Annotated in this window: 19 protein-coding genes; 9 read left to right on the forward strand and 10 right to left on the reverse strand. The window is 32.1% G+C overall.

The genetic code is table 11. The annotated features are described in order from the left end of the window. Window positions 1–18 precede the first annotated feature (18 nt). Both WC223_03505 and WC223_03510 read right to left on the reverse strand, forming a co-directional pair. On the reverse strand, window positions 19–1,209 hold the full coding sequence (locus WC223_03505; GenBank protein ID MFA6923299.1) for a hypothetical protein: 1,191 nt from the start codon (window positions 1,207–1,209) through the stop codon (window positions 19–21). A gap of 480 nt (window positions 1,210–1,689) precedes the next feature. Next, window positions 1,690–2,382: a DUF5011 domain-containing protein gene (locus WC223_03510; protein MFA6923300.1), complete on the reverse strand. Its 693-nt coding sequence runs from the start codon at window positions 2,380–2,382 to the stop codon at window positions 1,690–1,692. 185 nt (window positions 2,383–2,567) lie between these two features. On the opposite strand from WC223_03510, the gene WC223_03515 reads away from it, so the two are divergent. The 5 genes from WC223_03515 (at window position 2,568) to WC223_03535 (ending at window position 7,397) form a co-directional block, all read left to right on the forward strand. After that, entirely contained in the window at window positions 2,568–2,894 is a 327-nt protein-coding gene (locus WC223_03515; protein MFA6923301.1) for a hypothetical protein, read from the forward strand. A gap of 223 nt (window positions 2,895–3,117) precedes the next feature. After that, a complete protein-coding gene (locus WC223_03520) occupies window positions 3,118–3,381 on the forward strand; it encodes a hypothetical protein (GenBank protein ID MFA6923302.1) in 264 nt (87 codons plus the stop codon). A 218-nt stretch (window positions 3,382–3,599) separates the two neighbouring features. After that, a complete protein-coding gene (locus WC223_03525; protein ID MFA6923303.1) occupies window positions 3,600–4,808 on the forward strand; it encodes an aldolase/citrate lyase family protein in 1,209 nt (402 codons plus the stop codon). Between the two features lie 22 nt (window positions 4,809–4,830). Then, window positions 4,831–6,384, forward strand: coding sequence for a citrate lyase subunit alpha (gene citF, locus WC223_03530; protein ID MFA6923304.1), 1,554 nt, complete (start codon window positions 4,831–4,833; stop codon window positions 6,382–6,384). Window positions 6,385–6,599: 215 nt separating this feature from the next. Next, window positions 6,600–7,397 carry a succinate dehydrogenase/fumarate reductase iron-sulfur subunit gene (locus tag WC223_03535; GenBank protein ID MFA6923305.1) on the forward strand — a complete coding sequence of 266 codons (798 nt, stop codon included), beginning with the start codon at window positions 6,600–6,602 and terminating at the stop codon, window positions 7,395–7,397. A gap of 30 nt (window positions 7,398–7,427) precedes the next feature. Here the strand turns inward: WC223_03535 and atpG are convergent, their stop codons facing one another. The 4 genes from atpG to WC223_03555 form a co-directional block, all read right to left on the reverse strand. Next, the gene (gene atpG, locus WC223_03540; protein ID MFA6923306.1) at window positions 7,428–8,312 is read right to left on the reverse strand and encodes an ATP synthase F1 subunit gamma; all 885 of its coding nucleotides are present in this window, start codon (window positions 8,310–8,312) and stop codon (window positions 7,428–7,430) included. Window positions 8,313–8,389: 77 nt separating this feature from the next. Next, entirely contained in the window at window positions 8,390–9,970 is a 1,581-nt protein-coding gene (gene atpA / locus WC223_03545; protein MFA6923307.1) for a F0F1 ATP synthase subunit alpha, read from the reverse strand. 189 nt (window positions 9,971–10,159) lie between these two features. Further along, on the reverse strand, window positions 10,160–11,860 hold the full coding sequence (locus WC223_03550) for a M2 family metallopeptidase (protein MFA6923308.1): 1,701 nt from the start codon (window positions 11,858–11,860) through the stop codon (window positions 10,160–10,162). A 183-nt stretch (window positions 11,861–12,043) separates the two neighbouring features. Then, a complete protein-coding gene (locus WC223_03555; GenBank protein MFA6923309.1) occupies window positions 12,044–12,763 on the reverse strand; it encodes a 3'-5' exonuclease in 720 nt (239 codons plus the stop codon). Window positions 12,764–12,938: 175 nt separating this feature from the next. Here WC223_03555 and mnmD point away from each other — a divergent pair, with 175 nt between their 5' ends. The 4 genes from mnmD to WC223_03575 all read left to right on the forward strand — a co-directional run bounded on the left by mnmD (window position 12,939) and on the right by WC223_03575 (window position 16,803). After that, window positions 12,939–13,628, forward strand: a complete 690-nt coding sequence (mnmD, locus tag WC223_03560) for a tRNA (5-methylaminomethyl-2-thiouridine)(34)-methyltransferase MnmD (GenBank protein ID MFA6923310.1) — start codon at window positions 12,939–12,941, stop codon at window positions 13,626–13,628. Window positions 13,629–13,646: 18 nt separating this feature from the next. After that, complete coding sequence (locus WC223_03565; GenBank protein ID MFA6923311.1) at window positions 13,647–14,549, forward strand: DMT family transporter; 903 nt, start codon at window positions 13,647–13,649, stop codon at window positions 14,547–14,549. Between the two features lie 64 nt (window positions 14,550–14,613). Then, a complete protein-coding gene (locus WC223_03570; protein ID MFA6923312.1) occupies window positions 14,614–16,218 on the forward strand; it encodes a thiamine pyrophosphate-dependent enzyme in 1,605 nt (534 codons plus the stop codon). 3 nt (window positions 16,219–16,221) lie between these two features. Continuing rightward, the gene (locus tag WC223_03575) at window positions 16,222–16,803 is read left to right on the forward strand and encodes an indolepyruvate oxidoreductase subunit beta (GenBank protein MFA6923313.1); all 582 of its coding nucleotides are present in this window, start codon (window positions 16,222–16,224) and stop codon (window positions 16,801–16,803) included. A 38-nt stretch (window positions 16,804–16,841) separates the two neighbouring features. On the opposite strand, the gene WC223_03580 is transcribed toward WC223_03575, so the two are convergent. From WC223_03580 to WC223_03595, 4 genes are all read right to left on the reverse strand, one after another. After that, window positions 16,842–17,759: a PfkB family carbohydrate kinase gene (locus WC223_03580; protein ID MFA6923314.1), complete on the reverse strand. Its 918-nt coding sequence runs from the start codon at window positions 17,757–17,759 to the stop codon at window positions 16,842–16,844. Between the two features lie 289 nt (window positions 17,760–18,048). Beyond that, window positions 18,049–19,854 (reverse strand): aconitase/3-isopropylmalate dehydratase large subunit family protein, encoded by a 1,806-nt coding sequence (locus tag WC223_03585; protein ID MFA6923315.1) that lies wholly within the window; start codon window positions 19,852–19,854, stop codon window positions 18,049–18,051. A 71-nt stretch (window positions 19,855–19,925) separates the two neighbouring features. Beyond that, complete coding sequence (locus WC223_03590; protein MFA6923316.1) at window positions 19,926–21,998, reverse strand: OmpA family protein; 2,073 nt, start codon at window positions 21,996–21,998, stop codon at window positions 19,926–19,928. Then, window positions 21,985–23,004, reverse strand: coding sequence for a PorP/SprF family type IX secretion system membrane protein (locus WC223_03595; protein ID MFA6923317.1), 1,020 nt, complete (start codon window positions 23,002–23,004; stop codon window positions 21,985–21,987). The genes WC223_03590 and WC223_03595 overlap by 14 nt, the downstream gene beginning before the upstream one ends. Between the last annotated feature and the right edge of the window lie 3 nt (window positions 23,005–23,007).

The following is a 23,007-nucleotide window of genomic DNA, read 5'->3' on the forward strand; positions in this document are numbered from 1 at the left end:
AGAATAATTTATTTACTTTTATTTATTTTCAATTTGTTTTTTCAACTCATCAATTTCTTTTTTCATATCATTCATTTGTTTATTTTGCTCAATAACATAAAGTGTAAGCTCCTCAACCTTTTGTAGTAAAGTAGTGTTTATTTTTCCCAAATCCATTCCGTTATCTTTTACTTCATTTGCAGTTGGAACATTTGGTAAATGTTTATTTTTTGTAACATATTTTTCGAGTTCTGTTAAATTCATTAAATTATAATTTTTTTCAAAAACAAAATCGGGAAATGTGCCTGTTTGAACATTTACACTGCGGGCATAAACACTGCCATCAGGTTTTACCTTAAAATTAATAGATCCCGTTGTATTTCCACTTTGCGAAGTATATTCACCATCGGTAATATAAATACCTTTCCCAAAGATGCCGTTACCATTAGCACAAAAATAATAGCTGCAATCATTATTTTCCATTGAACCAGTAGAACCTGGTATAAAATAACTTGTAGAATAAACTTGTCCACCTGCATTTACTATAAATGTTGGGCTATACCCCCAATCATATCCTCCGACTACTCCTCTTCCATTATGTATCATAATTACTTTATTTCTGAAATCTTCCATGGTTACTCTAAAATGTAATTTTGCAACTGGATCATTTATTCCAATTCCTATTTTCCCATCATTTCTAAAAGTCACTAAATTAGTTCCACTTGAATTATTAATATTTAAAGCATTAGCGGTATTATCGGAAGTAGCACCTTGTAATGTGAGGCGGGAGTTGGATATAGTGGGGGTACCAATGCCTATATTGCCATCGGTAGTTATTCTCATTCTTTCTGCAAAACCCGAGCCGCCAATATATGTTTCATTGCCAAAAACCAAATCGGCTAAACCATAAGCTAATTGAATTCCTCCATTTGAATTTAATCTTGGTCTTATTTCAAAGAATCCTTCAGTTGCAGCGTCAAAAAGTGCACTCATGTTAGATGTTGCTTTAACGTGAAGTGTTCCTGATATTGACGTTCCTGTTCCAATACCTACCTTTCCGGCTGAAGTTTGATAAAGAGCACTGTTAATAATTGTACTTGTTCCCGAAAATCGTGGAATGTAACCTGCACTTGAAGTACCTGTTCCTCCGGTTGTAGTAACAGTAGTTTGGCTATACACATAAGTTGTTAGCACAAAAAATGCTGATAAAATTAAACTTTTCTTTTTCATAAAATTGGTTTTAAAGAGTTAATAAAAAATTGAATTATTACATATTAATTCTACACTTCCTGAATATTAGGAAATATAAATTTTTGTTTTGCTGATTAGATGTGGGAATAAGACATAACAAGTTTATAAAACCTGTTATGTCTCGTAATACTAAAACTTATTTTTTGAGGGGTGATATTTATAGAGAACCTAAAGAAAGCGTGGAGCTTAAACTTACCCGCATCTGAGGTCTCGTAACCTGTCAAACAAATAAGTTAAGCCCACGCTAATCTTGGGCTATCACTTATTATTCCTGTTTGACAATAAATCTACGAGATTCGGATGCGCAGGAAATGCAATAGCTATTAATTTCCGTAAAGAACTTTTATTCTATTTTTCTGACTTGAATTTTAAAACTTTTCAAATGTACTGTTTTTTGCAATAACAAAAAAAGAGACACAAAATTTTGCGACTCTTTTTTTATAAAAAAATTAGAAAGTTTTATTGCTTTGTAAATACAGCATGTGAATTATCAGTTTGTCCATTATATGTTCCTGCAGTATATACCATGGAGTAATTAATAATTATATGAGTTCCATCTGCACTCACACTTCCTGTTCCAGAAACATTTCCTTGTTCGCTTCCTCCTAAAATTGCCTGGGAAGATATAGTAATTGCACCAGAAGAAGTAAAATGCATTTCGATTAAATTTGTACCAGTAAAACCACCAAAATTTGATACCAATACTTTTGTAGAATCAGATGATGACTTAGACATTACGCAGTTATTCCAATCAATTACTGAAGGAAAACTTGGTCCAGAAGTGATAGAATCGTGTACAAGATAATTATTTCCACTTCCTGTTCCAGCTAAATTCTCGTCACTCAAATAAACCTCAACAGTACGTGTTTTGGTTGCTTCATTTCCAGCTTTGTCGGTTGCAGTATATGTTAATGTGTAAGTTCCAAGTTGTGTAGTAGTAACAGTTCCGGAAATAGTTGGAGTAATATCACCATCTTGGTCGTCTGTTGCTGTTGCACCAGGGTCAGTAAATGTTCCACCAAGAACTACTTTCATGTTTTCGCTTCCGTTAAGAGATATAACAGGAGCCGTTGTATCATCTTTTTTACATGAAGTAAAGAAAATACCCGCAGCAATAAATAAAGCCGCTAAAATTAAAGTTAGTTTTTTCATAAATTTTTAAGTTTTTTTTTGTAAAGTTAATATTTTAAGTTTTTAAAAAATCATTTTAACAATTATTAAGCAAAATTATAAAAAAATTGCATAAAAAACTTTTATTATACAAAATAATAAGTATAAATTTGCCACCAATTAATAATACCAACTCATAATATTACTAACCAAAAAATAAAAAAAACATGAAAAAATTAATTACACTATCATTAATTGCAGCAGCATTTGCATTTGCATCATGCGGCGGAGCAAAAAAAGATGCTGAAAAATTAAAACAAGATTCAATAAAAGTAGCCGATTCATTGGCAAAAGTTAAGGCAACTGAAGATTCAATAAAAGTAGCCGATTCGCTTGCAAAAGCAAAAGTAAAAGAGGACTCAATTAAAAAAGCCGATTCGTTAGCAAAATGCGAAAAAAAATGTGAAAAAGGAAAGAAAAGCGAAGGGAAAAAGAAATCAACAAAAAAAGAAGAAGCAAAACCAAAAAGAGGTGGTGCAACTAAAGTAGGTTAAAGTAAACCTGAAATAATAAAAAAGCTGTCACAAACAATGGCAGCTTTTTTTATTCAAAGTTTTTAGTACTTTCACCAACAGGTTTTGCTCATGATTTTTTTTATTCAATATCAATAGTGTTCACATAATATTCTTAAAATTTGTTAAAAAAAATATTATATATAAATAAATATATATTTTTGCGGCTTGAAAGGTTAACCAATTAATTAAAAACTATTAAAACATGAAAAAATTATTATCACTAACAGTTGTAGCTGGAATGGTTGCATTCGCAGCATGCAAAAGCGGCGGAAACGCTGAACAAAAATTAAAAGATTCTTTGATGAAAGATTCTTTAATGAAAGATTCAATTGCGAAAGTTGAAGCTGAACAAAAAGTGAAAGATTCCTTAATACAGGATTCAATTACTAAAGTAAAAGCTGATTCTATCAAGAAAGATTCTATTGAAAAAGCTGGAAAAGCTCCAAAGAAAAAAGGAAAAAAATAAGACAGAATCTTAATTTTTAAAAAAGAGAAGTTTTAAAAAGCTTCTCTTTTTTTTGTTGTACTGAAATATCGAAGTAGGAAGTATGAAGTAAGAATTCATATATCATACTTCTTACCTCCTACCTTAAACTTCATACCTCATTATTCATTATTAATTATTCATTAATTAATTAATTTTTTTAATTTTACGTTTAACTAATAGATTAAAAAATATACAGCGTGAACAAAATTGCAAAAGCCGGAAATTCGGGCAAAGGAGTTCGCTCCGATTGTTCTGTAACCCTCGAAATAACAAAAAGCAATGGTATTGAAATTGCACTTCAGAGCAAAGTAAAAGTTTTATATGGTGAAAGCATTGTAAAACTTTGTAACAATATTTTAAAGTTCTATAATATAAAAAATGCAAAGGTTACTATTGAAGATGCCGGAGCACTTGATTTTGTGATAGCAGCACGAATTGAAACTGCTATCAGGCAATGTATTTCCACAAACAAAGAATATCTTCCCGCTCTTATTTCCGAAAATAAAGAGCATACAACAAAAGAAAGAAATAGAATTTCGCGGCTTTATTTGCCCGGGAACAGTCCTAACTTTATGCTCAATGCAGGTGTTCACAAACCCAATGCAATCATTCTTGATTTGGAAGATTCTGTTGCTCCTTCGAAAAAAGAAGAAGCACAATTGCTTGTAAGAAACGCATTGCGGCAGGTTAATTTTTACGGAGCCGAAAGAATGGTTCGCATAAATCAAATACCAAACGGCTTAAATGACCTTGATTATATTATTCCTCATAATGTAAATTTAATTTTAGTTCCAAAATGCGAAAGTTCGGAACAGATTCAAAAAGTTAACGCAAGAATAAAAGATATTTCAAAAAAATACAACATTAAAAATCCGGTATGGCTTATGCCGATAATTGAAAGTGCACTCGGAGTGGTTAATTCATATAAGATTGCAACTGCTGCCGATAATATTGCTGCATTGGCAATTGGATTGGAAGATTACACTGCCGACATTGGCGTTAGGAGAACAAAAGAAGCCACCGAAAGTTTTTTTGCAAGAAGCATGGTTGTGAATGCTGCACGTGCTGCCGGCATTCAGCCAATTGATTCGGTGTTTTCCGATATAGAAGATTTGGAAGCATTAAAACAAAATGTATTGGTTTCAAAAGGGCTCGGATTTGAAGGAATGGGCTGCATTCATCCCCGACAGATAAAAGTTATTCATGAAAATTATGCTCCCGGAATTGATGAAATTGAAAAAGCAAAAAAAATAGTAGCTGCATTTAATGAAGCACAGGAAGAAGGATTGGGCGTTGTTGCACTCGGTTCAAAAATGATTGATGCACCGGTTGTTAAAAGAGCGCTGAGAACAATAGATATTGCAATAAATTTTGAAATAATTTCTAATAATTGGAGAAAAGAATAAAAGTAATTTTAAAAAACACATAATGATTAAACTTGTTAAAAATGCAATAGGTCGTATGGTTCCTGTTGGAATTAATGGACAACCAGTTATTCCATATAAGGGAGTTGGCAAATATAAACCATCGGGATTTAAGTTTGCTCCAAAAATAGTTTCCTGTGCCGATTATCCTAATGACGGAAATAAACTTATTTCATCATTGAAAGAGGCATTAAAAAAAGCAGGATTAAAAAACGGAATGACAATTTCCACACATCATCATTTTCGCAATGGTGATTTAATTGCAAATGAAATTTTTGAAATTGCATCCGAACTCGGAATAAAAGATTTGGTTTGGTTTCCATCGGCATCATTTGAATGTCATTCACCGCTCATTAAATATTTAGAAAACGGAACCATTCATCATATTGAAGGCAGCATGAATGGTGCTTTGGGAAGATTTACTTCAGAAGGTAAAATGAAAGGTGTCGGAGTTTTACGTTCGCACGGCGGCAGATACCAAGCAGTTCAGGATGGTGAAGTGAAAATTGACATTGCTGTTATTGCCGCACCAACTGCCGATTCATTCGGAAATGCAACAGGCGACAGAGGTCATGCTGCCTGCGGATTACTTGGCTTTGCTCTTGCCGATTCGCAATATGCCGAAAAAGTGATTGTAGTTACTGATAATTTAATTCCATTTCCTTGCATTCCTTGGCAAATTCAGGGGAATTACGTTGATTATGTTGTGAAAGTTGATAAAGTGGGTATTCCTGAAAAAATTGTTTCGGGAACAACTGAAATCACTAAAAGTCCCGACAGATTGCTAATTGCCGAAATGACAGCAAAATTTTGTGATGAAGCCGGAATTATTCATGATGGATTTTCATTTCAGGCAGGTGCCGGTGGTACTGCTTTATCAATAGGTGTTTATTTTGCAGAAATACTCAGAGAAAAAAATATGAAAGCGCGTTTTGCACGCGGAGGCAGCAACAAGTATCTTGTTCAAATGCTCGAAGATGGTTTGGTTGAATATATTCTTGATGGACAAACTTTCGACTTGGAGGGTGTGCGTTCGATGCGTGAAAATCCAAATCATGTGAATACAAGTCCGTTTACAAGTTATAATTATCACGGCAAAGGAAATTTTGCTTCGATGCTCGATGTCGTAATTCTTGGTGCAACGGAAGTTGATGTTAATTTTAATGCAAATGTTGTTACTCATTCCGATGGTACATTATTGCATGGCATTGGTGGCTGGCAGAATTGCCTGTTTTCAAAATGTACAATTTTACCTGTACCTTTATTTCGTGACAGAATACCTATAATAAAAGATGAAGTAACAACATTATGCGGACCCGGAGAATTGATTGATGTAATAGTTACAGAACGCGGTATCGCAATAAATCCTTTAAGAAAAGATTTATTGAAAAAATTAAAGAATTCCAAGCTGCCGATAAAAACAATACAGGAGTTAAAAAACGAAGCAGAAAAAATATGCGGTAAGCCGGCAAAACCAAAGTTCGATTCTCAAATTGTTGCCATAGTTAAATGGGTTGATGGTACCGTGATTGATGTGGTGAGGAAATTGAAGAATTAGATAATTTTTTAATAAAAAAATATTTTATAATTTTACAAATATTGATAGAAAACATTATATAAATTAATTTTAAAAAAACAGAACGCAGATTTATTATGATAATTATGATTACATTAAGATTTAAAATCATAATTAATCATAATCTTTCAGCAAGAATCAGCGTCTAAGCTAATTTTATCTTACGACTTTTTACTTACGACTAAATACTAAATAAAATGAATATAACTTTAAAAATATGGCGACAGAAAAACGCAAAATCAAAAGGTAAGTTTATAATCTATAAGATGGAAAACATTTCTCCGGAAAGTTCATTTCTTGAAATGCTCGACCAGTTGAATGAAAAACTTATAATTGAAAATGGGGATTCCGTTGCATTTGACAAATGTCCTGTTACATTCGACCACGATTGCCGCGAAGGTATTTGCGGAATGTGCGGACTATATATAAACGGCAGACCGCATGGTCCCGGAAAAGGAATAACTACATGCCAGTTGCACATGCGTTCATTTAAAGATGGTGATACAATTGTTGTGGAACCATGGCGTGCCAAAGCATTTCCTGTAATTAAAGATTTGGTTGTTGACAGAACTGCTCTTGATAAAATTATTCAGGCAGGCGGTTATATTTCAATGAACACAGGTGGTGCTCCCGATGCAAGTGCTATTCCGGTGAGTAAACATAATTCCGATTTAGCAATGGATGCAGCTTCCTGTATTGGATGCGGTGCATGTGTTGCTTCATGTAAAAATGCTTCGGCAATGCTTTTTGCTGCTGCAAAAATTTCACATCTTGCATTGCTTCCACAAGGAAAAATTGAAGCAAAAGAAAGAGTTCAAAAAATGGTGGCAGAAATGGATAAAATCGGTTTTGGAAACTGCACCAACACTTATGCCTGTGAATTTGAATGTCCGAAAGAAGTTTCTGTTTCCAATATTGCAAGAATGAACAGAGAATATTTATCTGCAAAATTCTTTTATGAAAATGAAAAGAAAAGAATCGGGGGAGGTTCTTAGTAAATCATTGAAAAGGTTAGTTAATTTTTATTAACCTTTTAATGCATTTGCTCCGCTTACGATTTCGAGAATTTCTTTTGTAATGCTTGCCTGACGCACTTTGTTATATGCCAAACGAAGTTCTTTCAGTATTTCCGTGGCGTTGTCGGTGGCTTTGTGCATTGAAGTCATTCTTGCTCCATGTTCGGAGGCGAGGGAATCAAGGATAACTTTATAAAATTGTATTTTAAGTGATTTGGGGATAAGTTCTTTTACTATTATTTCTTTTGATGGTTCAAGGATATAATCGGCTTTGAGTTTGCTCTTGTTTGCTTGAGTTATTGCCTGAAGTGGCAAAAACTGCTCTTCGGTTACATACTGAACTGCGGCATTTTTAAACATATTATAAACGATTTCCACTTTATCATACTTGGCAGTTCTGTAGTCCTTCATAATTCCTTCAGCAATATCAACAATCTTTTCATATTGCGGTGCATCAAGTAATGAATTATAATTAGTAATAACTTTGTAATTTCTTTTTACAAAATATTCATTAGCTTTTCTGCCAATGCAAATCAAACTAACATTTCCTTTTTTATTTTGTTCGGCATATTTGAAGTTGATAAGAGATAATGTTTTTTTAATTACGTTCGAATTAAAAGCCCCACAAAGTCCTTTATTTGAAGAAACTGCAATAATAAGTATTTTTTCAATTTTCTTTCTTTCTTTTGAATACGCATCAAATCCGCTTATATCAACGCCTTCGGATAAGTTGCCGAGTAATTCTTTCATTTTATTGGCATAAGGTCGTAGTTTTAGAATGGAATCCTGAGCTCTTCTGAGCTTGGAAGCAGATACCATTTTCATAGCACTGGTAATTTGTTGTGTTGAAATTACCGACTTTATTCTAATCCTGACATCTTTTAAACTTGGCATATTTTCAGTTTACAGTTTTCAGTTTTTTGTTTTTTCTTACGACTTACGACTTACGACTTTTGTCTTACGACTGTTATTTATTTTACAAATCTTTTCAAGACCTCAGTTGCTGCATTCTCAAGGGTTTTCATTATAGCATCGTCAATCACCCCTTTTCTCAATGAGTCCAGAATATCTTTATGACTTATTTCAAGAAAATCCAGAAATTCTTTTTCAAATTCCGTAATTTTATTTACCGGAAGTTTCATTAGCAAACCTTTTGTTCCGCAATATATAATTGCAATTTGCTTTTCAACAGAAACAGGAGAATACTGAGGTTGCTTAAGGATTTCAACATTTCTAGAACCTTTTTCAAGAACTGCCTTTGTAGCGGCATCAAGGTCGGAACCGAATTTTGAAAATGCTTCAAGTTCGCGGAATTGTGCTTGGTCTAATTTCAAAGTTCCGGCAACCTTTTTCATTGCTTTGATTTGAGCATTACCGCCCACACGTGAAACAGAAATACCAACATTAATGGCAGGTCTTATTCCTGAATTAAATAAGTTTGATTCAAGAAAAATTTGTCCGTCAGTAATAGATATTACATTTGTAGGAATGTAAGCAGACACGTCACCTGCCTGCGTTTCAATAATAGGTAAAGCTGTAAGAGAGCCGCCGCCTTTGACAAGCGAACGAATTGATTCGGGAATGTCATTCATTTGGCGTGCAACATCATCGGAATTGATTATTTTTGCAGCTCTTTCAAGCAAGCGTGAATGTAAATAAAACACATCACCCGGATAAGCTTCACGCCCCGGAGGTCGCCTCAACAAAAGAGAAACTTCGCGGTATGATACTGCTTGTTTTGAAAGGTCGTCATAAATTAATAATGAAGCCCTTCCTGTATCCCTGAAAAATTCACCTATTGCAGCGCCGGAATACGGAGCGTAAAACTGCAATGCAGCAGGGTCGGAAGCAGTTGCTGAAACAACAATTGTATAATCCATTGCTTTACGTTCTTCCAATGTTTTTACAATATTTGCTACAGTAGAGCCCTTTTGTCCGATTGCAACATAAACGCAATAAACAGGTTTTCCTTGTTCAAAAAATTCCTTTTGATTAATTATTGTATCTATTGCAATGGCTGTTTTGCCTGTCTGGCGGTCGCCGATGATAAGTTCGCGTTGACCTCTTCCTATTGGTATCATTGCATCAATAGGTTTTATGCCTGTTTGCAATGGCTCGTTCACAGGTTGGCGAAAAATTACACCGGGAGCTTTTCTTTCGAGAGGCATTTCATAAGTTTTACCTTTGATGGGACCTTTGCCGTCAATAGGTTCGCCCAAAGTATTAACAACTCTGCCAAGCATTCCTTCGCCAACTTCAATTGATGCAATTCTGCCGGTTCTTTTTACAATATCACCTTCTTTTATATGTTCGGAATTTCCGAGCATAACAGCGCCAATATTATCATCTTCAAGGTTAAGAACAATGCCTTTTAGATTACCTTCAAATTCAATTAATTCGCCGGATTGAACGTTTGTAAGTCCATATATGCGGGCAATACCATCGCCTATTTGCAGGACACTCCCGACTTCTTTCAATTCCGATTCGGTTTTAAAGCCAGATAATTGTTGGCGAAGTATAGCAGATACTTCAGCAGGTTTTATTTCAGCCATTGGGTTATTTAATTAAAATAATTAAATTATTTAGATTTACAAACCTAAATTAATTTTATTAAAATCGCAAAAAAATATTTAAAGTTAAAAATTATGCCACGAGTTTCACAAATTTAAAATTTAATTTGTGAAACTCGTGGCATAATTTTTTTAAATTGAATTAACCCCGATATTATATACGGACACCAATTAATTCACAAATTGTTTTGCATAATATTTTGCAGTAAGTTTTTCTCCTGTAGCTTTTTCAATCATATCATTCCAATAATATTTCAATCCGGGAGTAAAAACTTTTTGCTTTAAATAATCACCAACCTCTTTTTTACCAACGAAACTAATATTTTTTTCGATTGATTTAAGAACATTAACTTTTATGTAATTATACAATTGAGAAGCTAATAGCTCTCCCATCAAATAATTGTGATAATAGCAAGGAACAGTTGCAATATGAATTTTTGTAGCCCAATCCGGTTCATTTCTTCCTTCAGGACATTTTATCATTTGATATTTTTCAACTAAGTTCCACCATAATTTATTCAGGTCCTGGTCAGGATTTTCATACATGCTTTTTTCAAATCTATACATTACCTGTGCCCAACGGCTAAAAACGAGTTGTTCTAATTTTAATGATTTGAAAACTTCGTCGGCAATTTTATTTTTTTCTTCATCTTTAATGCCAATCATATCTTGTATCCATTGAGCATTTACAGATAATCTTCCGAAAAACATTGCAATAGCTTCTGTTGTAAAAATACATGCAGGGTCCTGAAGAACATACGGAAGATTTTTATCAATGTATTTATCGTAATCAGCATGTCCGAATTCGTGAAGCATTATACTCATCCATTCAACATTTGGTTTGATATTGCAAACAACTCTAATGTCGCCTTTTTTATCAATATTCGTGCAATAAGCATGTTGATTTTTACCCGGTTTTTCAAACAAATCACTTTTCTTAACCATATCATCAATTGGCAAATCTATTCCCGCATAAAATTTTTCGGCTAAAGCAACAATATCTTCATTCTTATAAATGCTGTCTAAATCAACTTTGTAAATTCTTGGCGCTGCCTGAAAGTATCTATTTTGATAATGCCATGGCATCAATTCTTCTTTTTTTACTTTATCTTTTTTAGAAAGAAAGTTGTCAACGATATCTTTTTGTTTTTTAAATTCATTTTTTGTAAGCTCATCAAGTTCATCGAAAAGTTTTTCTATTTCCTTCGGATTTTCCTCATTGCTGCTCAAAGACATTTCATGATAATTATTAAATCCTGCTTCTTTAGCTATTTCATTACGCAGTTTTACAAGTTTCTTTATATCTTCCGCCACCGTAGGACCAATTTTTTTATGAGCCATCCACGCTTCTTTTAATTCATCGGAATTTGTTGAATTTTTCAAAATATTTTCCACATCGTTATCTGTAATTTCTTTGCCTCCCACTTTTGCCCTGTATGTTGAAAATTTCTTTTCGATATTGGTTTCTATTTTAACTATTTCTTCAAGCTTTTTTTCATCACCCTGATTTCCTGCAAATGAATTGTAAATTACTATTAATTCTCTTTTTAAAATCTCGTCTTTAACAGCATTTGATTCTTTTATTTTCCTGAGCTTTGCAAAATTTTCTTTGTTTGCAAAAAGTTTTGTGATTTTTATATTCAACTCTTCACTTTTTTTGTAGTCCTCTTCTTTGCCAGTAATTGAAGCGTTAAAGTAAGCAAGGTTTGCTTCTTTTTGTAAGGGAATAATTTCCCCTTCAAAATTCTTAATAAATGCTTTTAATTCATTTTCCATTTTTTCGGTTTGTGTTTGGTTGCAACTAAAAAAAATAACAGTTGAGAATCCCAGCAAAATTAATGTTGAGATTGAATTTAATAATTTCCTTTTCATTTCTTTCTTGATTTATATTTATAAATATTGTTTTTAGCTGCAGCAAATATAAATTCTTTTTTTTATTTTAAAATACATAACCGGCAAAATATATTATTTAATCGGTATTTTGATAGTAATGTAATGTGAATGTTTTTGTTATATTAAAATTGCACGATATTAAAAAAAGAGTTGCAAGATTTTTTATGAAACAATAATATTTTCAGGTTCAATAATTTCTTCGCCTTTGTATTTTAGAAAAATCTGTACAATGGCGGCAACGTCTTTCTGGCAATAATCAACAATTCGCTGAAGGTTGTTTTCTTTCCAGTAAACATCGGCAACCATGCTTCCGTCAATATCATCTTTGGGGGTTGGAATATTAAAAACGGCAGTCAACAAAGCAAGAGAAGTATAATTTTTATAATCGCCGAATTTCCACAATTCCATAGTATCAAGATGGTTTATTTCCCATGGTTTTTTTCCGCTGATGTCGAGAATATTAGGAATTTTTAAATCGTTTATTAAAATTCTTCTTGCAATATAAGGGAAGTCAAATTCCTTACCATTGTGGGCACAAAGAAGATTTTCGGATTTATTGAAATGTTTTTTTAGCAATTCAATAAAATCAGCGAGAATAATTTTTTCATCATGTCCGGAAAAAGATTTTATACGTAAAATATTTTTCCCGCTTTGCTTTTTCACTATACCGGCGGAAATGCAGATTATTTTACCAAACTCAGCGTAAATGCCGGCTTTATTATATATAATTTTAGGTGTGTCATTTTCATTTTTTGCAATTCGTACGGCTTTTTTATTCCATAATTCTTTAAAAGCATCGGATAATTCTTCATATTTGCTGCAAACCGGTACAGTTTCCACATCAATAAACAAAATATTTTCTATATTTACATTTTCGAGCATTGTGAAATAGTTTAGAAAGATTAAGATTACAAAGTTAGAAAAATAGTAGTAAGACACAAGTCGTAAGTCATAAGAAAAATTGCTTTATTGTTAAATGGTTGAATTGTTAAAACACCCTATAATAATTATATCTTATAAATTTTTGTTAAACAAAGTGATTAAAATTAAATATAAAATGAACTCTGAACTGAAAACTGAAAACAGGAAACTAATAATATCAGAAGACGGTTCGCATACGGTTTTTGATGAGAATGTAAAAGAACATTTTCATTCAACATTCGGGGCAATAAATGAGTCGAAGGAAATATTTATTAAATACGGATTTAAAGAAATTTTAAATTCAGAAGCAATAAATATTCTTGAAATTGGTTTTGGTACAGGGTTAAATATTTTTCTCACTTTTCTTGAAAACGTAAATTATAATAAAAATATTTTTTACTCAGCAATTGAGCCGTATCCGGTTGATGAAGGTATTTATTTGAATCTTAATTATCCGCAAATTTTGAATATTTCAGAAAATCAAAAAGAAGTTTTTCATAAAATACATAAGAGTTCTTTCGGAGAAAAAATAAAGCTTTCTGAAAATTTTACTCTAATAAAAGAAAAAATAAAATTTGAATGTTTTGAAACAGAAATGAAATATGATTTGATATATTTCGATGCTTTTTCACCCGATGTGCAGCCGGAATTATGGACACAAAATATTTTTAAAAAAACATTTGATTATTTAAATAATAACGGAATATTGACGACATATTCCGCCAAGGGTGAAGTAAAACGAAATTTGAAAAGTGCCGGTTTTTCAGTTGAATCGCTTCCCGGACCAAAGGGAAAAAGAGAAGTAACAAGAGCAATAAAAATTTAAAACTACCATTTATAGTTCATGAATAATAAAAGCAAAATATATTTTTACATTGTAGCTATTCTTCCTATGTTTTTTTGGGGGATGTCATTTATTTGGTTCAAAATTGCCAATAAATATTATCCGCCAATAACAATTGTTTTTCTGCGACTTTTAATTTCATCGGTAATTATGCTGGTTGTTTTAATACCTCTCGGAAAGATTCAAAAAATCAAATCTGTCGATGTTAAGCTTTTGTTTATTGTTGCAATGTGCGAACCGTTTTGTTATTTTATCGGAGAAAGTTTTGGACTATCACTTATTCCGGCATCAATGGCTTCGATAATAATTTCTACAATACCTGTTTTTACACCAGTTGTTGCTTTTTTTATGCTTAAAGAAAAAGTTACTTTAACAAATATTATAGGAATTATTATTTCGTTTCTGGGAATATTGGTGATGGTTCTGAAAAAAAATTTTTCTTTTTCTGCTTCTCCCATTGGCGTATGTCTTTTGCTCTTTGCAGTTCTTTCGGCATTATTTTATACGGTTTTCGTAAAAAAACTTTCGGTTAAGTACTCGTCATTCACAATAATTACATACCAGAATATTATCGGGATGTTTTTATTCATGCCTATTTTCCTTATTTTTGATTTCAATAAATTTATTCAGGTAAAACTAAATACAGAACTTTTAATCTCTTTACTGTTGCTTTCTGTTTTTGCATCATCACTTGCATTTATAATGTTTATTTTTATAATTAAAAGAATAGGAGTAAGCAAAGCAAATGTATACACAAATCTTGTTCCTGTTTTTACAGTTGTGTTTTCTCATTTTATTTTATCGGAAGAAATAACTGCAGGAAAAATTGCCGGTATGCTTCTTATATTGGTAGGTCTGATAATTTCACAGACGAAAAAACCCGTAATAAATATTTTTTGGTAATTGGTTACAAATTTATTAAATTTACATTAAAATATTAATTTTAAATTTTAACTAAAAAATCAAAATGAAAAAACTGTTATTGTTAGGAGATGAGGCAATAGCGCAGGGAGCAATGGATGCCGGCTTGTCTGGAATTTACGCTTATCCCGGAACACCTTCGACTGAAATCACTGAGTTTGTACAACATTCCAAACAAGCAAAAGAACTGAAAATTCATTGTACTTGGTCGGCAAATGAAAAAACAGCAGTTGAGTCAGCTCTTGGTTTATCATACACAGGCAAGCGTGCAATGGCTTGTATGAAGCATGTAGGATTAAATGTTGCAGCCGACCCATTTATTAATTCCGCTTTTACCGGTGTTAATGGCGGATGTATTATTGTTTCCGCAGATGACCCGTCAATGCACTCTTCGCAAAATGAACAGGATTCGAGATTTTACGGAAAGTTTTCTTTAGTTCCTGTTCTTGAGCCTGCCAATCAGCAGGAAGCTTATGATATGGCTTTTTATGGATTTGATTTATCCGAAAAATACAAACTTCCTGTTTTAATGAGAATAACCACAAGAATGGCTCATTCCAGAGCAGGAGTTCAACAATGCGAAGTCAGAAAACAAAATAATTTGAAACTTCCTGATGACCTTGTACAATTTGTTTTGCTTCCTGCAATAGCAAGAAAAAAATATAAAAAACTTCTCGAAGTTCAACCTTTGCTTGAAGAAGAGTCAGAAGATTCGCCATTTAATTTTTATAAAGATGGAAGTGATAAAAAACTTGGAATAATTACTTGTGGTATTGCTTACAATTACTTGATGGAAAATATTCAAAACACTAATATTAATTACCCTGTTTTAAAAATAGGACAATACCCACTTTCAAAAAAAATACTCGAAAAAATTTATAATGAGTGTGAAGAAATATTAATTATTGAAGAAGGAATGCCTCTTGTTGAAGAAATGCTGAAAGGGTATCTTGCAAAAGGTAAAAAAATAAAAGGACGTTTGGATGGTACGTTGCCGCGTGATGGTGAATTAACTCCGAACCTTGTTGCTGTTGCGTTGGGTTTGACGGATACTAAAGGTAAAGATGTTCCGCAGGTGGTTGTTCAGCGTCCTCCATCATTTTGCACGGGTTGTTCGCATAGTGATACTTATATTGCATTGAAGGAAGCATTGATAGGATACAATAAATATGCTGTTTTTTCTGATATCGGCTGTTATACGTTAGGTGCTTTGCCTCCATATAATGCAATTAACAGTTGTGTGGATATGGGAGCATCAATAACTATGGCAAAGGGAGCAGCAGACGGAGGTTTGCATCCATCTCTGGCAACAATAGGCGATTCAACATTTTCCCATTCAGGAATAACAGGATTGCTTGATGCATGCAATGATAAATCTCACGTAACAATTTTTATTCTTGATAACCTTACGACAGCAATGACCGGTGGTCAGAATACTCCGGGATTTGGTAAAATTGAAGAAATTTGTAAGGCAGTTGGTGTTGAACCGGAACATATTCGTGTTATTAAACCGTTAAAAAATCAACATGAAATAAATGTTAAAATCATAAAAGAAGAAATTGAATATAAAGGTGTGTCAGTTATTATTCCACGAAGAGAATGCATTCAAACATTAACTAAAAAAAATAAAGAAAAATCAAAAAACAAGTAATAAATGAAAAACGATATAATAATTTCAGGTGTTGGAGGACAAGGAATAGTTTCTATTTCCGCAATTATTGGTTTTGCTGCACTTGATGCGGGATTATTTCTAAAACAATCGGAAGTTCACGGTATGAGCCAAAGGGGAGGTGATGTGCAATCGCATTTGAGAATTTCCAATAAGGAAATTTATTCTGACATTATTCCTAAAGGAAAAGCAGATATGATAATTTCTGTTGAACCTATGGAATCATTGAGATATTTGCCATGGCTTTCTCCCGAAGGATGGCTTATTACAAATATAAATCCTTTTATCAACATTCCCGATTATCCTCCAATAGAAAAAATAATGACAGAAATAAAATCGGTTAAGAACAATATTGCCATTGATGCCGATGCAATTGCAAAAGAAATAGGTTCGGTAAAAGCCGCAAATGTTGTTATTCTTGGTGCTGCATCTCCTTTTTTTAATTTATCTTATGAAAAATTTCAGAGTGCAATTAAATTTATTTTTGGACAAAAAGGGGATGATATTGTAAATTTGAATCTTGCTGCACTTGAAGCAGGAAGAACGTTTTCGGAAAAGAATAAATAATTTTTTAAACTCTGACAGATATATCGACTCTGTCAGGTTTAAGTTTTAAAAACAAATTCCTTAGAAATATAATTTTCATAACTCAAACAAACATCGGTTGCAAAATCAATTGAAGTTTTAATCACTTCATTCCACATTTCAGGTTTTATTGAATTTATTTTTTCTAATGAAATTTTATTTTTCAGAATCGAATAAATTAAACCTGCATTAAAGCTATCGCCTGCAGCAATTGTACTTACGGGTTTTATTGTCGGAACTTTATATTTTTTGGAATAATTTTTTGTGTGCAATGAAACACCATTTTTATTTGCGGTGTAAATAAGATTTGAACAATTATTTTTTTGGATGAAATCAAAAGTTTTTTCAGAATTAGTTGTATTAAAAATATGGTTGAAATCCTCATCAGAGCCGCGAATAATATCGGCAAGAGAAATACTTTTTAGAATATACGGTTTGATTTTTTTTATATCAAGCAAGTTGGAAATTCTGTAATTTGGGTCATAAATAATTATTGCTTTTTTCTGTTTGGCTTTTTTTAAAAAATCATTAATTATATTCCAAATTTCTTTTGAAATTGCATATAAAGAACCGAACAAAATAATATCATCTTTTTTTATTTCAGGAAAATTAATTGCTAATCTTTTTTCTGGATAATTTTTGTAAAAAGAATAATTTGCATTATTTTCTTCATTGAGAAAACCTAAAGCTAAAGGAGTTTTCCCATTATCAAATTTGTAAACGTGGTCAATATTTACACTATTATTTTTTAAAAACAAATCAATTAATTTGCCGACAGAATCTTTTGAGTATTCGGAAATAAGATTTACAGGAACTTTAATTCTGCCGAGAGAAACAGCGGTATTAAGCATTGAACCGCCGGGTTTTGCTTCAATGGGCTTGGAATTTTTAAAGATTATATCGAAAACTGTTTCACCTACACAATAAACTTTTCTCATAAAAAAAACTTCAGAAACCGGATGCTGGAAGTTAGAAAAAAAGCTTCTAATATCCAACTACTAGCAGTATGTACTTATTAGACACTATGTTTGTAAAGTATAAGTTCGGTGCCTCTAAAATAATAAATAAATTAGAGGCACAAACTAAAAATACAAACATATGGAAAACAAAAGTAATAAATTAGATTTTAGCAATCAAGAAGTATATGTCGGACTTGATGTTCATAAAAAAGGGATCAAGCAAGAAAGTTGAGGAGGTAAAATAAAAACATCATATTTTATAGCAAATCTAAAGCAATCCGCCATTTCTGTATATTTCAATTTGCACTTCAGAAAATTTATTTATAAAAGCAGATTTTTCATTTTTAAGATTTGTTATTTGTCCTGTTTCAAAATCCACTTTTATTCTGTCACCGTCCTGCAAATCAATTGTAGCAAGTATTTCGGTGTTGTACGTTAAAATAGGTAACGCCGCGTTAATTGCATTTCGTTCATAAATTGCACCGAAAGATTCTGCTAAAATACAGGAAATTCCTAGTGAAAGAAAACAATCAACAGCTTGCTGACGTGAACTGCCTGCACCAAAATTTTTCGATGCAATAACAATATCTCCGCTTTGTGCTTTTTTCGAAAAATCTTCAAAGCCGCTAAGATTACCGAAAGTATATTGTCCCATTTCTTTAACATCGGTAATTGCGATATATCTATTATGATAAATCATATCTGTGTCAATATTATCTTTTTTTACAAGCCAAACTCTGCCTTCAACTAAAAGTGATTTATTTTTATCTGTTGTTTTCTTTTCTTTTATTTCGCATCCTGTAACACCTGTTGATTCAAACATTGCAGGAATTTCAGGAATATCATCGGGAGTGGTGATATAGCCGGCAACAGCAGATGCAGCAACTACTTCGGGTGATGCAAGATAAACCAAACCCTTGCCTTGTTTTCCTTCAAAATTTCTGTTGCCTGTGCTTATTGTAACTTCACCGGGTCCGTTCTGACCAATTTGTCCTGCGGCGCATCCAGCGCATCCAGGATTTGATACCATTGCTCCGGCATCTTTAAATATAGTAACCAATTTTTCTTTTAATGCCTGATTCCATATTTCATCGGTTGCAGGAACTATTTTTAAAACAACACCGGGTGCAACTTTTTTACCTTTAAGAATTTTAGCAGCAGCACGTAAATCTTGCATTCTGCCATTTGTACAACTTCCGATAAATGCAGAATCAATTTTTGTTTTCTTGATATCAGCAACAGGAGAATTATCATGGGGATGTCCTGGTTTTGCAACCATCGGAACAAATTTGTTAACTTTTATATCAATTACTTTCTCATAAACTGCATCAGAGTCGGCAATTATCAAATCAATTTTTCTTCCTGTTTTTAATTCGCAATAATTTATTATTTCAAGCGATGGAGTAAAGAAAATAATTATTGCTCCCATTTCCGTTGCCATTGATGAAATTGTTATTCTTTCGTCTAGAGTAAGTTTATCCGATGCTTCACCGCATATTTCAACAGAATAACCAAGAAGTTTATTTGCTCCGAAAATTGACAAGAGATTTAAAGCAATATCTTTTGCAGTAATATTTTTTTTCTTTTTACCAATAAAATTTATTTTTACAGAATGTGGTACTTTAAACCAAACTGCACCTTTTGCAAAGGCGGCAGCAATATCCTGGTCGCCCATACCTTGTCCGAATGAGCCAATTGCACCCATTATATTTGCATGCGAGTCGGTGGAAACAAAGGTGCTTCCGGGCCAAACCAAACCATTATCAATTGCAATGTGAGTACCAATTCCTGTATTCACATCATATATTTTAATATTATTTTGCCTTGCATATTGGCGACAATATTGTTGGTTTGCTGCATAATTCTGGTCAGAACCACCGGGATTGCAATCAAAAGTAAAAATAGTTTTTAAAGGATTTTCAATAGCAAGACAATTGTCGGTTAAGTTTTTTACAACATTTGCCCCGCCAAAATCTCGTGCTGCACGTATATCTATTTTTACATCAATAATTTCATCGGGTTTTACAATAGTTTTACCGGAATGAAATGCGAGAATTTTTTCAATAATGGTCATGAATATTTAGTTTTAGAAAGTTTGTTGCAAAAATATTTATTTGAATTCGGTATTATGGAATTTATCATAAATTATTCCTTGTATTCAATAACAGGTTCTTTATCATTTTTAAGTTTACCTATTACTCGGAATTCTGTTCTGCGATTTTTCTCTCTTCCTTCTGGATAGTCCTTACCATCGGGAGTTTCGTTTGGTGCAATAGGTTTTGATTCTCCATAACCTTTTGCAATTAATCGGTCCTTTGATATTCCTTTACTTGTAAGGTAATTAACAACACTTTCGGCTCTTCTTTGTGACAGGGTCATGTTATATTTATAGCTTCCTTTACTGTCGGTATGTGAACTTATTTCAACAATAAGGTCGGGGTTTTCATTTAATAAAGTAAGTATAGTAGTATCAATAACAGATGTTGAGCTTGAAATAAATTTTGCTTCATCAAAATCGTAATAAATATTTTTAATAATAATAGGTTTTTCGGGAATTGGAGTAAGTTCAACTTCCTTTTTAAAAGTTTGTGAAATATTACAATTTTTCGTTGTTAATTCAAACTTATTATTAAAATATCCGTCTTTTGAAATTATAAAAATATATTCATAGTTAGTTTCCAGTTTGGTTGAAAAACTTCCATTTTTATTTGAAGTGAGGTTTTTAATAAGTATATTTTCTGAATTATTATTACCTTTTATATAAATAGAAATATTAGCACTATCAATCAGCTTAACAAAATTTGAAATAGAATCTTGTTTTTCTTTTACAATACCTTTCAAATCGAGATTAATATATTCTATTCGCTTAAAAGAATAAATATCATCGCAGCATGTTTCATTTTTTAAAAAAGTTCCTCCTTTTCTATTTGAAACAATAAAACCATTTTCACGATTTTTACTTTCCGAATAATATATATCATCAGCGCTTGAGTTTATTGGTAACCCTACGTTTTCAGGAGGAGAATATTTATTAAGGTCGCCGATAGACCGGAAAACATCCATGCCACCTATGCCCGGCAAACCATCGGAGCTAAAATAAAGCGTATGTGTTTCATTATCGTAATAAGGTGAAAGTTCATTCTCTTTAGTATTTATTTTTGAACCTGCATTATGTGGAACTGAATATGTTTTTTTAACTTTATCATAAACGGAGTACCATATATCGAATTTCCCTTTTCCTTTAGGGTTATCGGAAATAAAATATAAAACATCGTTGCCTTTTTGAGACTCGGTGCCAACAGTCGGCATTGTACTTGTATATTTAGGATTATTTATTTTTTCATCAAGCATAACTGGTTCTGACCATTTTCCTTCTTCGTCAATTTTACTAACATATATAGCACATATTATTTTATTTTGCCAGTTTATTTTGCAGCGTGTAAAATAAAATCTTTTACCATCAGGTGAAAAGGCGCCGTTGCTTATATTATATCCTTCCTTGTTTACAGGAATATCGTTAAACTCACCTTCAAAAACCCATTTATCTTTATTCCAAAATGCCTTATAAAACTTTTTTAAAGGAATATTAGCAGTATCATTATCATAAATATATTCTTTTTTATTAGTTCTTAGCGAAGTATAAATAAAAGTTGAATCATTTATAGAAACAGGAGAATGTTCAAAATATATTTTATTTATATTAGTATCGAGATGTGAAATCAGAATTTTTTTTGGCGAATCAACCCATTTAAAAGTAGAATCGCAAGCTGAAAGTTCGGCTTTAACATTTTTTTTAAGCTCCTGATATTTTTTTGATTTTTTTAATTCATTTAAAACTTCAGAAAATTTCTTTTTAGCTTCCTTATAATCACCGTTCATCTTTAGCATCAATGCGTGATTATATAAAGCTTCTAAATTTTTCTGCCCGCTTTTTTCATACGCTTTAAAATATGCTTCTTCTGCTTTTTTATAATCTCTTAAATATTTATAGCTTTCACCAAGACAAAAATATCCATTTTCGTTTTCGGGTTGAAGTTTAACATAGCGTTCAAAACAGCATGCAGCAGTTGAATAATCGGATTGTTTTAAAGCATTATTTCCAAAAGTATTTAATTTATAAATCCAAAGTTTGTTAATAAATGCCGTATCTTGTGCCTTAAGCCCAATCGGAACTATTAACAAAATAAAGTATAAATAAAACTTTTTAATATCTATCACAGGGTATTTCTTTTTTTGTAATATGAGTACTTAATCCTGTCCAAATTAATGAAATTTCAAAACCTCCCTGATAATTAGTAGCTACATGCAATTTCGAAACATTTATATCATAACTAACGCCAACTTCAACTCTATTAAATATAACCCCTAAGACTAAAAATACAGCATCATTAAGATTGTTAATGCCAGTGCGTGTATGTATTCCCGAAAATAAAGAAGTAGGACCTGTTTTAGCATCCCCATTATTGGTTTTGAAATTTGTATTAAATCCTAAATTTAACTCATTTGCTTTTGTAGTTCTCATAAAAGAAAACCTTGGAATAAAAGTAACAACATCACTGAAAAACCATTTAGTTCCTCCCGAAAAAAGCAAGCGTGGTTTTAATATGAATTTATCATTGTTAAATGATTCATTCGGACAATTAAGGTGAAATATTGCAAAAGAAAAGAATGGTTCGATTTTTTTTAATTGTATGAAATTCCATCCAAAACCCATATTAAAGTCGAAATATTTTAATTTGTTTTGAAGTTCATTTTCATTATTTGGCAATGTTTTATCGAAATGTCCGGTTTCCCAATTAAGTTGATTGGGAAATGTTTCATCTGGTGGCGTAACCTGTTTGTTAACTAATCCAAATTGAATACCTGCATGAATAATATTTCTTTCGATTTTTTTATGATATGCTGCTGAAGCCAGTATTTTTAATACTTTTAGGTTTATACCCGATTTATCATTAACTATAATAAAACCGCCACTGAATTTCTCATTAAAAATATAAAATTGTCTATCATAACCAATGGAATTAGTTATATAAGGTTTTGAAATTTCCTTCCATTGCGACCTGTAATTGCTCATAATACGAGAATTACCATTATAATTTCCGGTGTTGGATGGCGATAAAGTTAATGGTGAAGCATAATATTGAGAGAAGTGAATGTCTTGTGCAAATTCACTTTTACAAATGAAAACAGCTATTAAGAGTAATATAAATTTTTTGTTAATCATTTA

The sequence above is a fragment of the Bacteroidales bacterium genome (assembly GCA_041671145.1).
Taxonomy (GTDB): Bacteria; Bacteroidota; Bacteroidia; order Bacteroidales; family JAHJDW01; genus JAQUPB01.

Coding starts and splice junctions, on each gene's coding strand:
- atpA (MFA6923307.1), bottom strand. CDS start 9,970: ATGGCTGAAATAAAACCTGCTGAAGTATCTGCTATACTTCGCCAACAA.
- WC223_03510 (MFA6923300.1), bottom strand. CDS start 2,382: ATGAAAAAACTAACTTTAATTTTAGCGGCTTTATTTATTGCTGCGGGT.
- WC223_03555 (MFA6923309.1), bottom strand. CDS start 12,763: ATGCTCGAAAATGTAAATATAGAAAATATTTTGTTTATTGATGTGGAA.
- WC223_03565 (MFA6923311.1), top strand. CDS start 13,647: ATGAATAATAAAAGCAAAATATATTTTTACATTGTAGCTATTCTTCCT.
- WC223_03520 (MFA6923302.1), top strand. CDS start 3,118: ATGAAAAAATTATTATCACTAACAGTTGTAGCTGGAATGGTTGCATTC.
- WC223_03550 (MFA6923308.1), bottom strand. CDS start 11,860: ATGAAAAGGAAATTATTAAATTCAATCTCAACATTAATTTTGCTGGGA.
- WC223_03535 (MFA6923305.1), top strand. CDS start 6,600: ATGAATATAACTTTAAAAATATGGCGACAGAAAAACGCAAAATCAAAA.
- citF (MFA6923304.1), top strand. CDS start 4,831: ATGATTAAACTTGTTAAAAATGCAATAGGTCGTATGGTTCCTGTTGGA.
- mnmD (MFA6923310.1), top strand. CDS start 12,939: ATGAACTCTGAACTGAAAACTGAAAACAGGAAACTAATAATATCAGAA.
- WC223_03580 (MFA6923314.1), bottom strand. CDS start 17,759: ATGAGAAAAGTTTATTGTGTAGGTGAAACAGTTTTCGATATAATCTTT.
- WC223_03575 (MFA6923313.1), top strand. CDS start 16,222: ATGAAAAACGATATAATAATTTCAGGTGTTGGAGGACAAGGAATAGTT.
- WC223_03595 (MFA6923317.1), bottom strand. CDS start 23,004: ATGATTAACAAAAAATTTATATTACTCTTAATAGCTGTTTTCATTTGT.
- atpG (MFA6923306.1), bottom strand. CDS start 8,312: ATGCCAAGTTTAAAAGATGTCAGGATTAGAATAAAGTCGGTAATTTCA.
- WC223_03570 (MFA6923312.1), top strand. CDS start 14,614: ATGAAAAAACTGTTATTGTTAGGAGATGAGGCAATAGCGCAGGGAGCA.
- WC223_03585 (MFA6923315.1), bottom strand. CDS start 19,854: ATGACCATTATTGAAAAAATTCTCGCATTTCATTCCGGTAAAACTATT.
- WC223_03505 (MFA6923299.1), bottom strand. CDS start 1,209: ATGAAAAAGAAAAGTTTAATTTTATCAGCATTTTTTGTGCTAACAACT.
- WC223_03515 (MFA6923301.1), top strand. CDS start 2,568: ATGAAAAAATTAATTACACTATCATTAATTGCAGCAGCATTTGCATTT.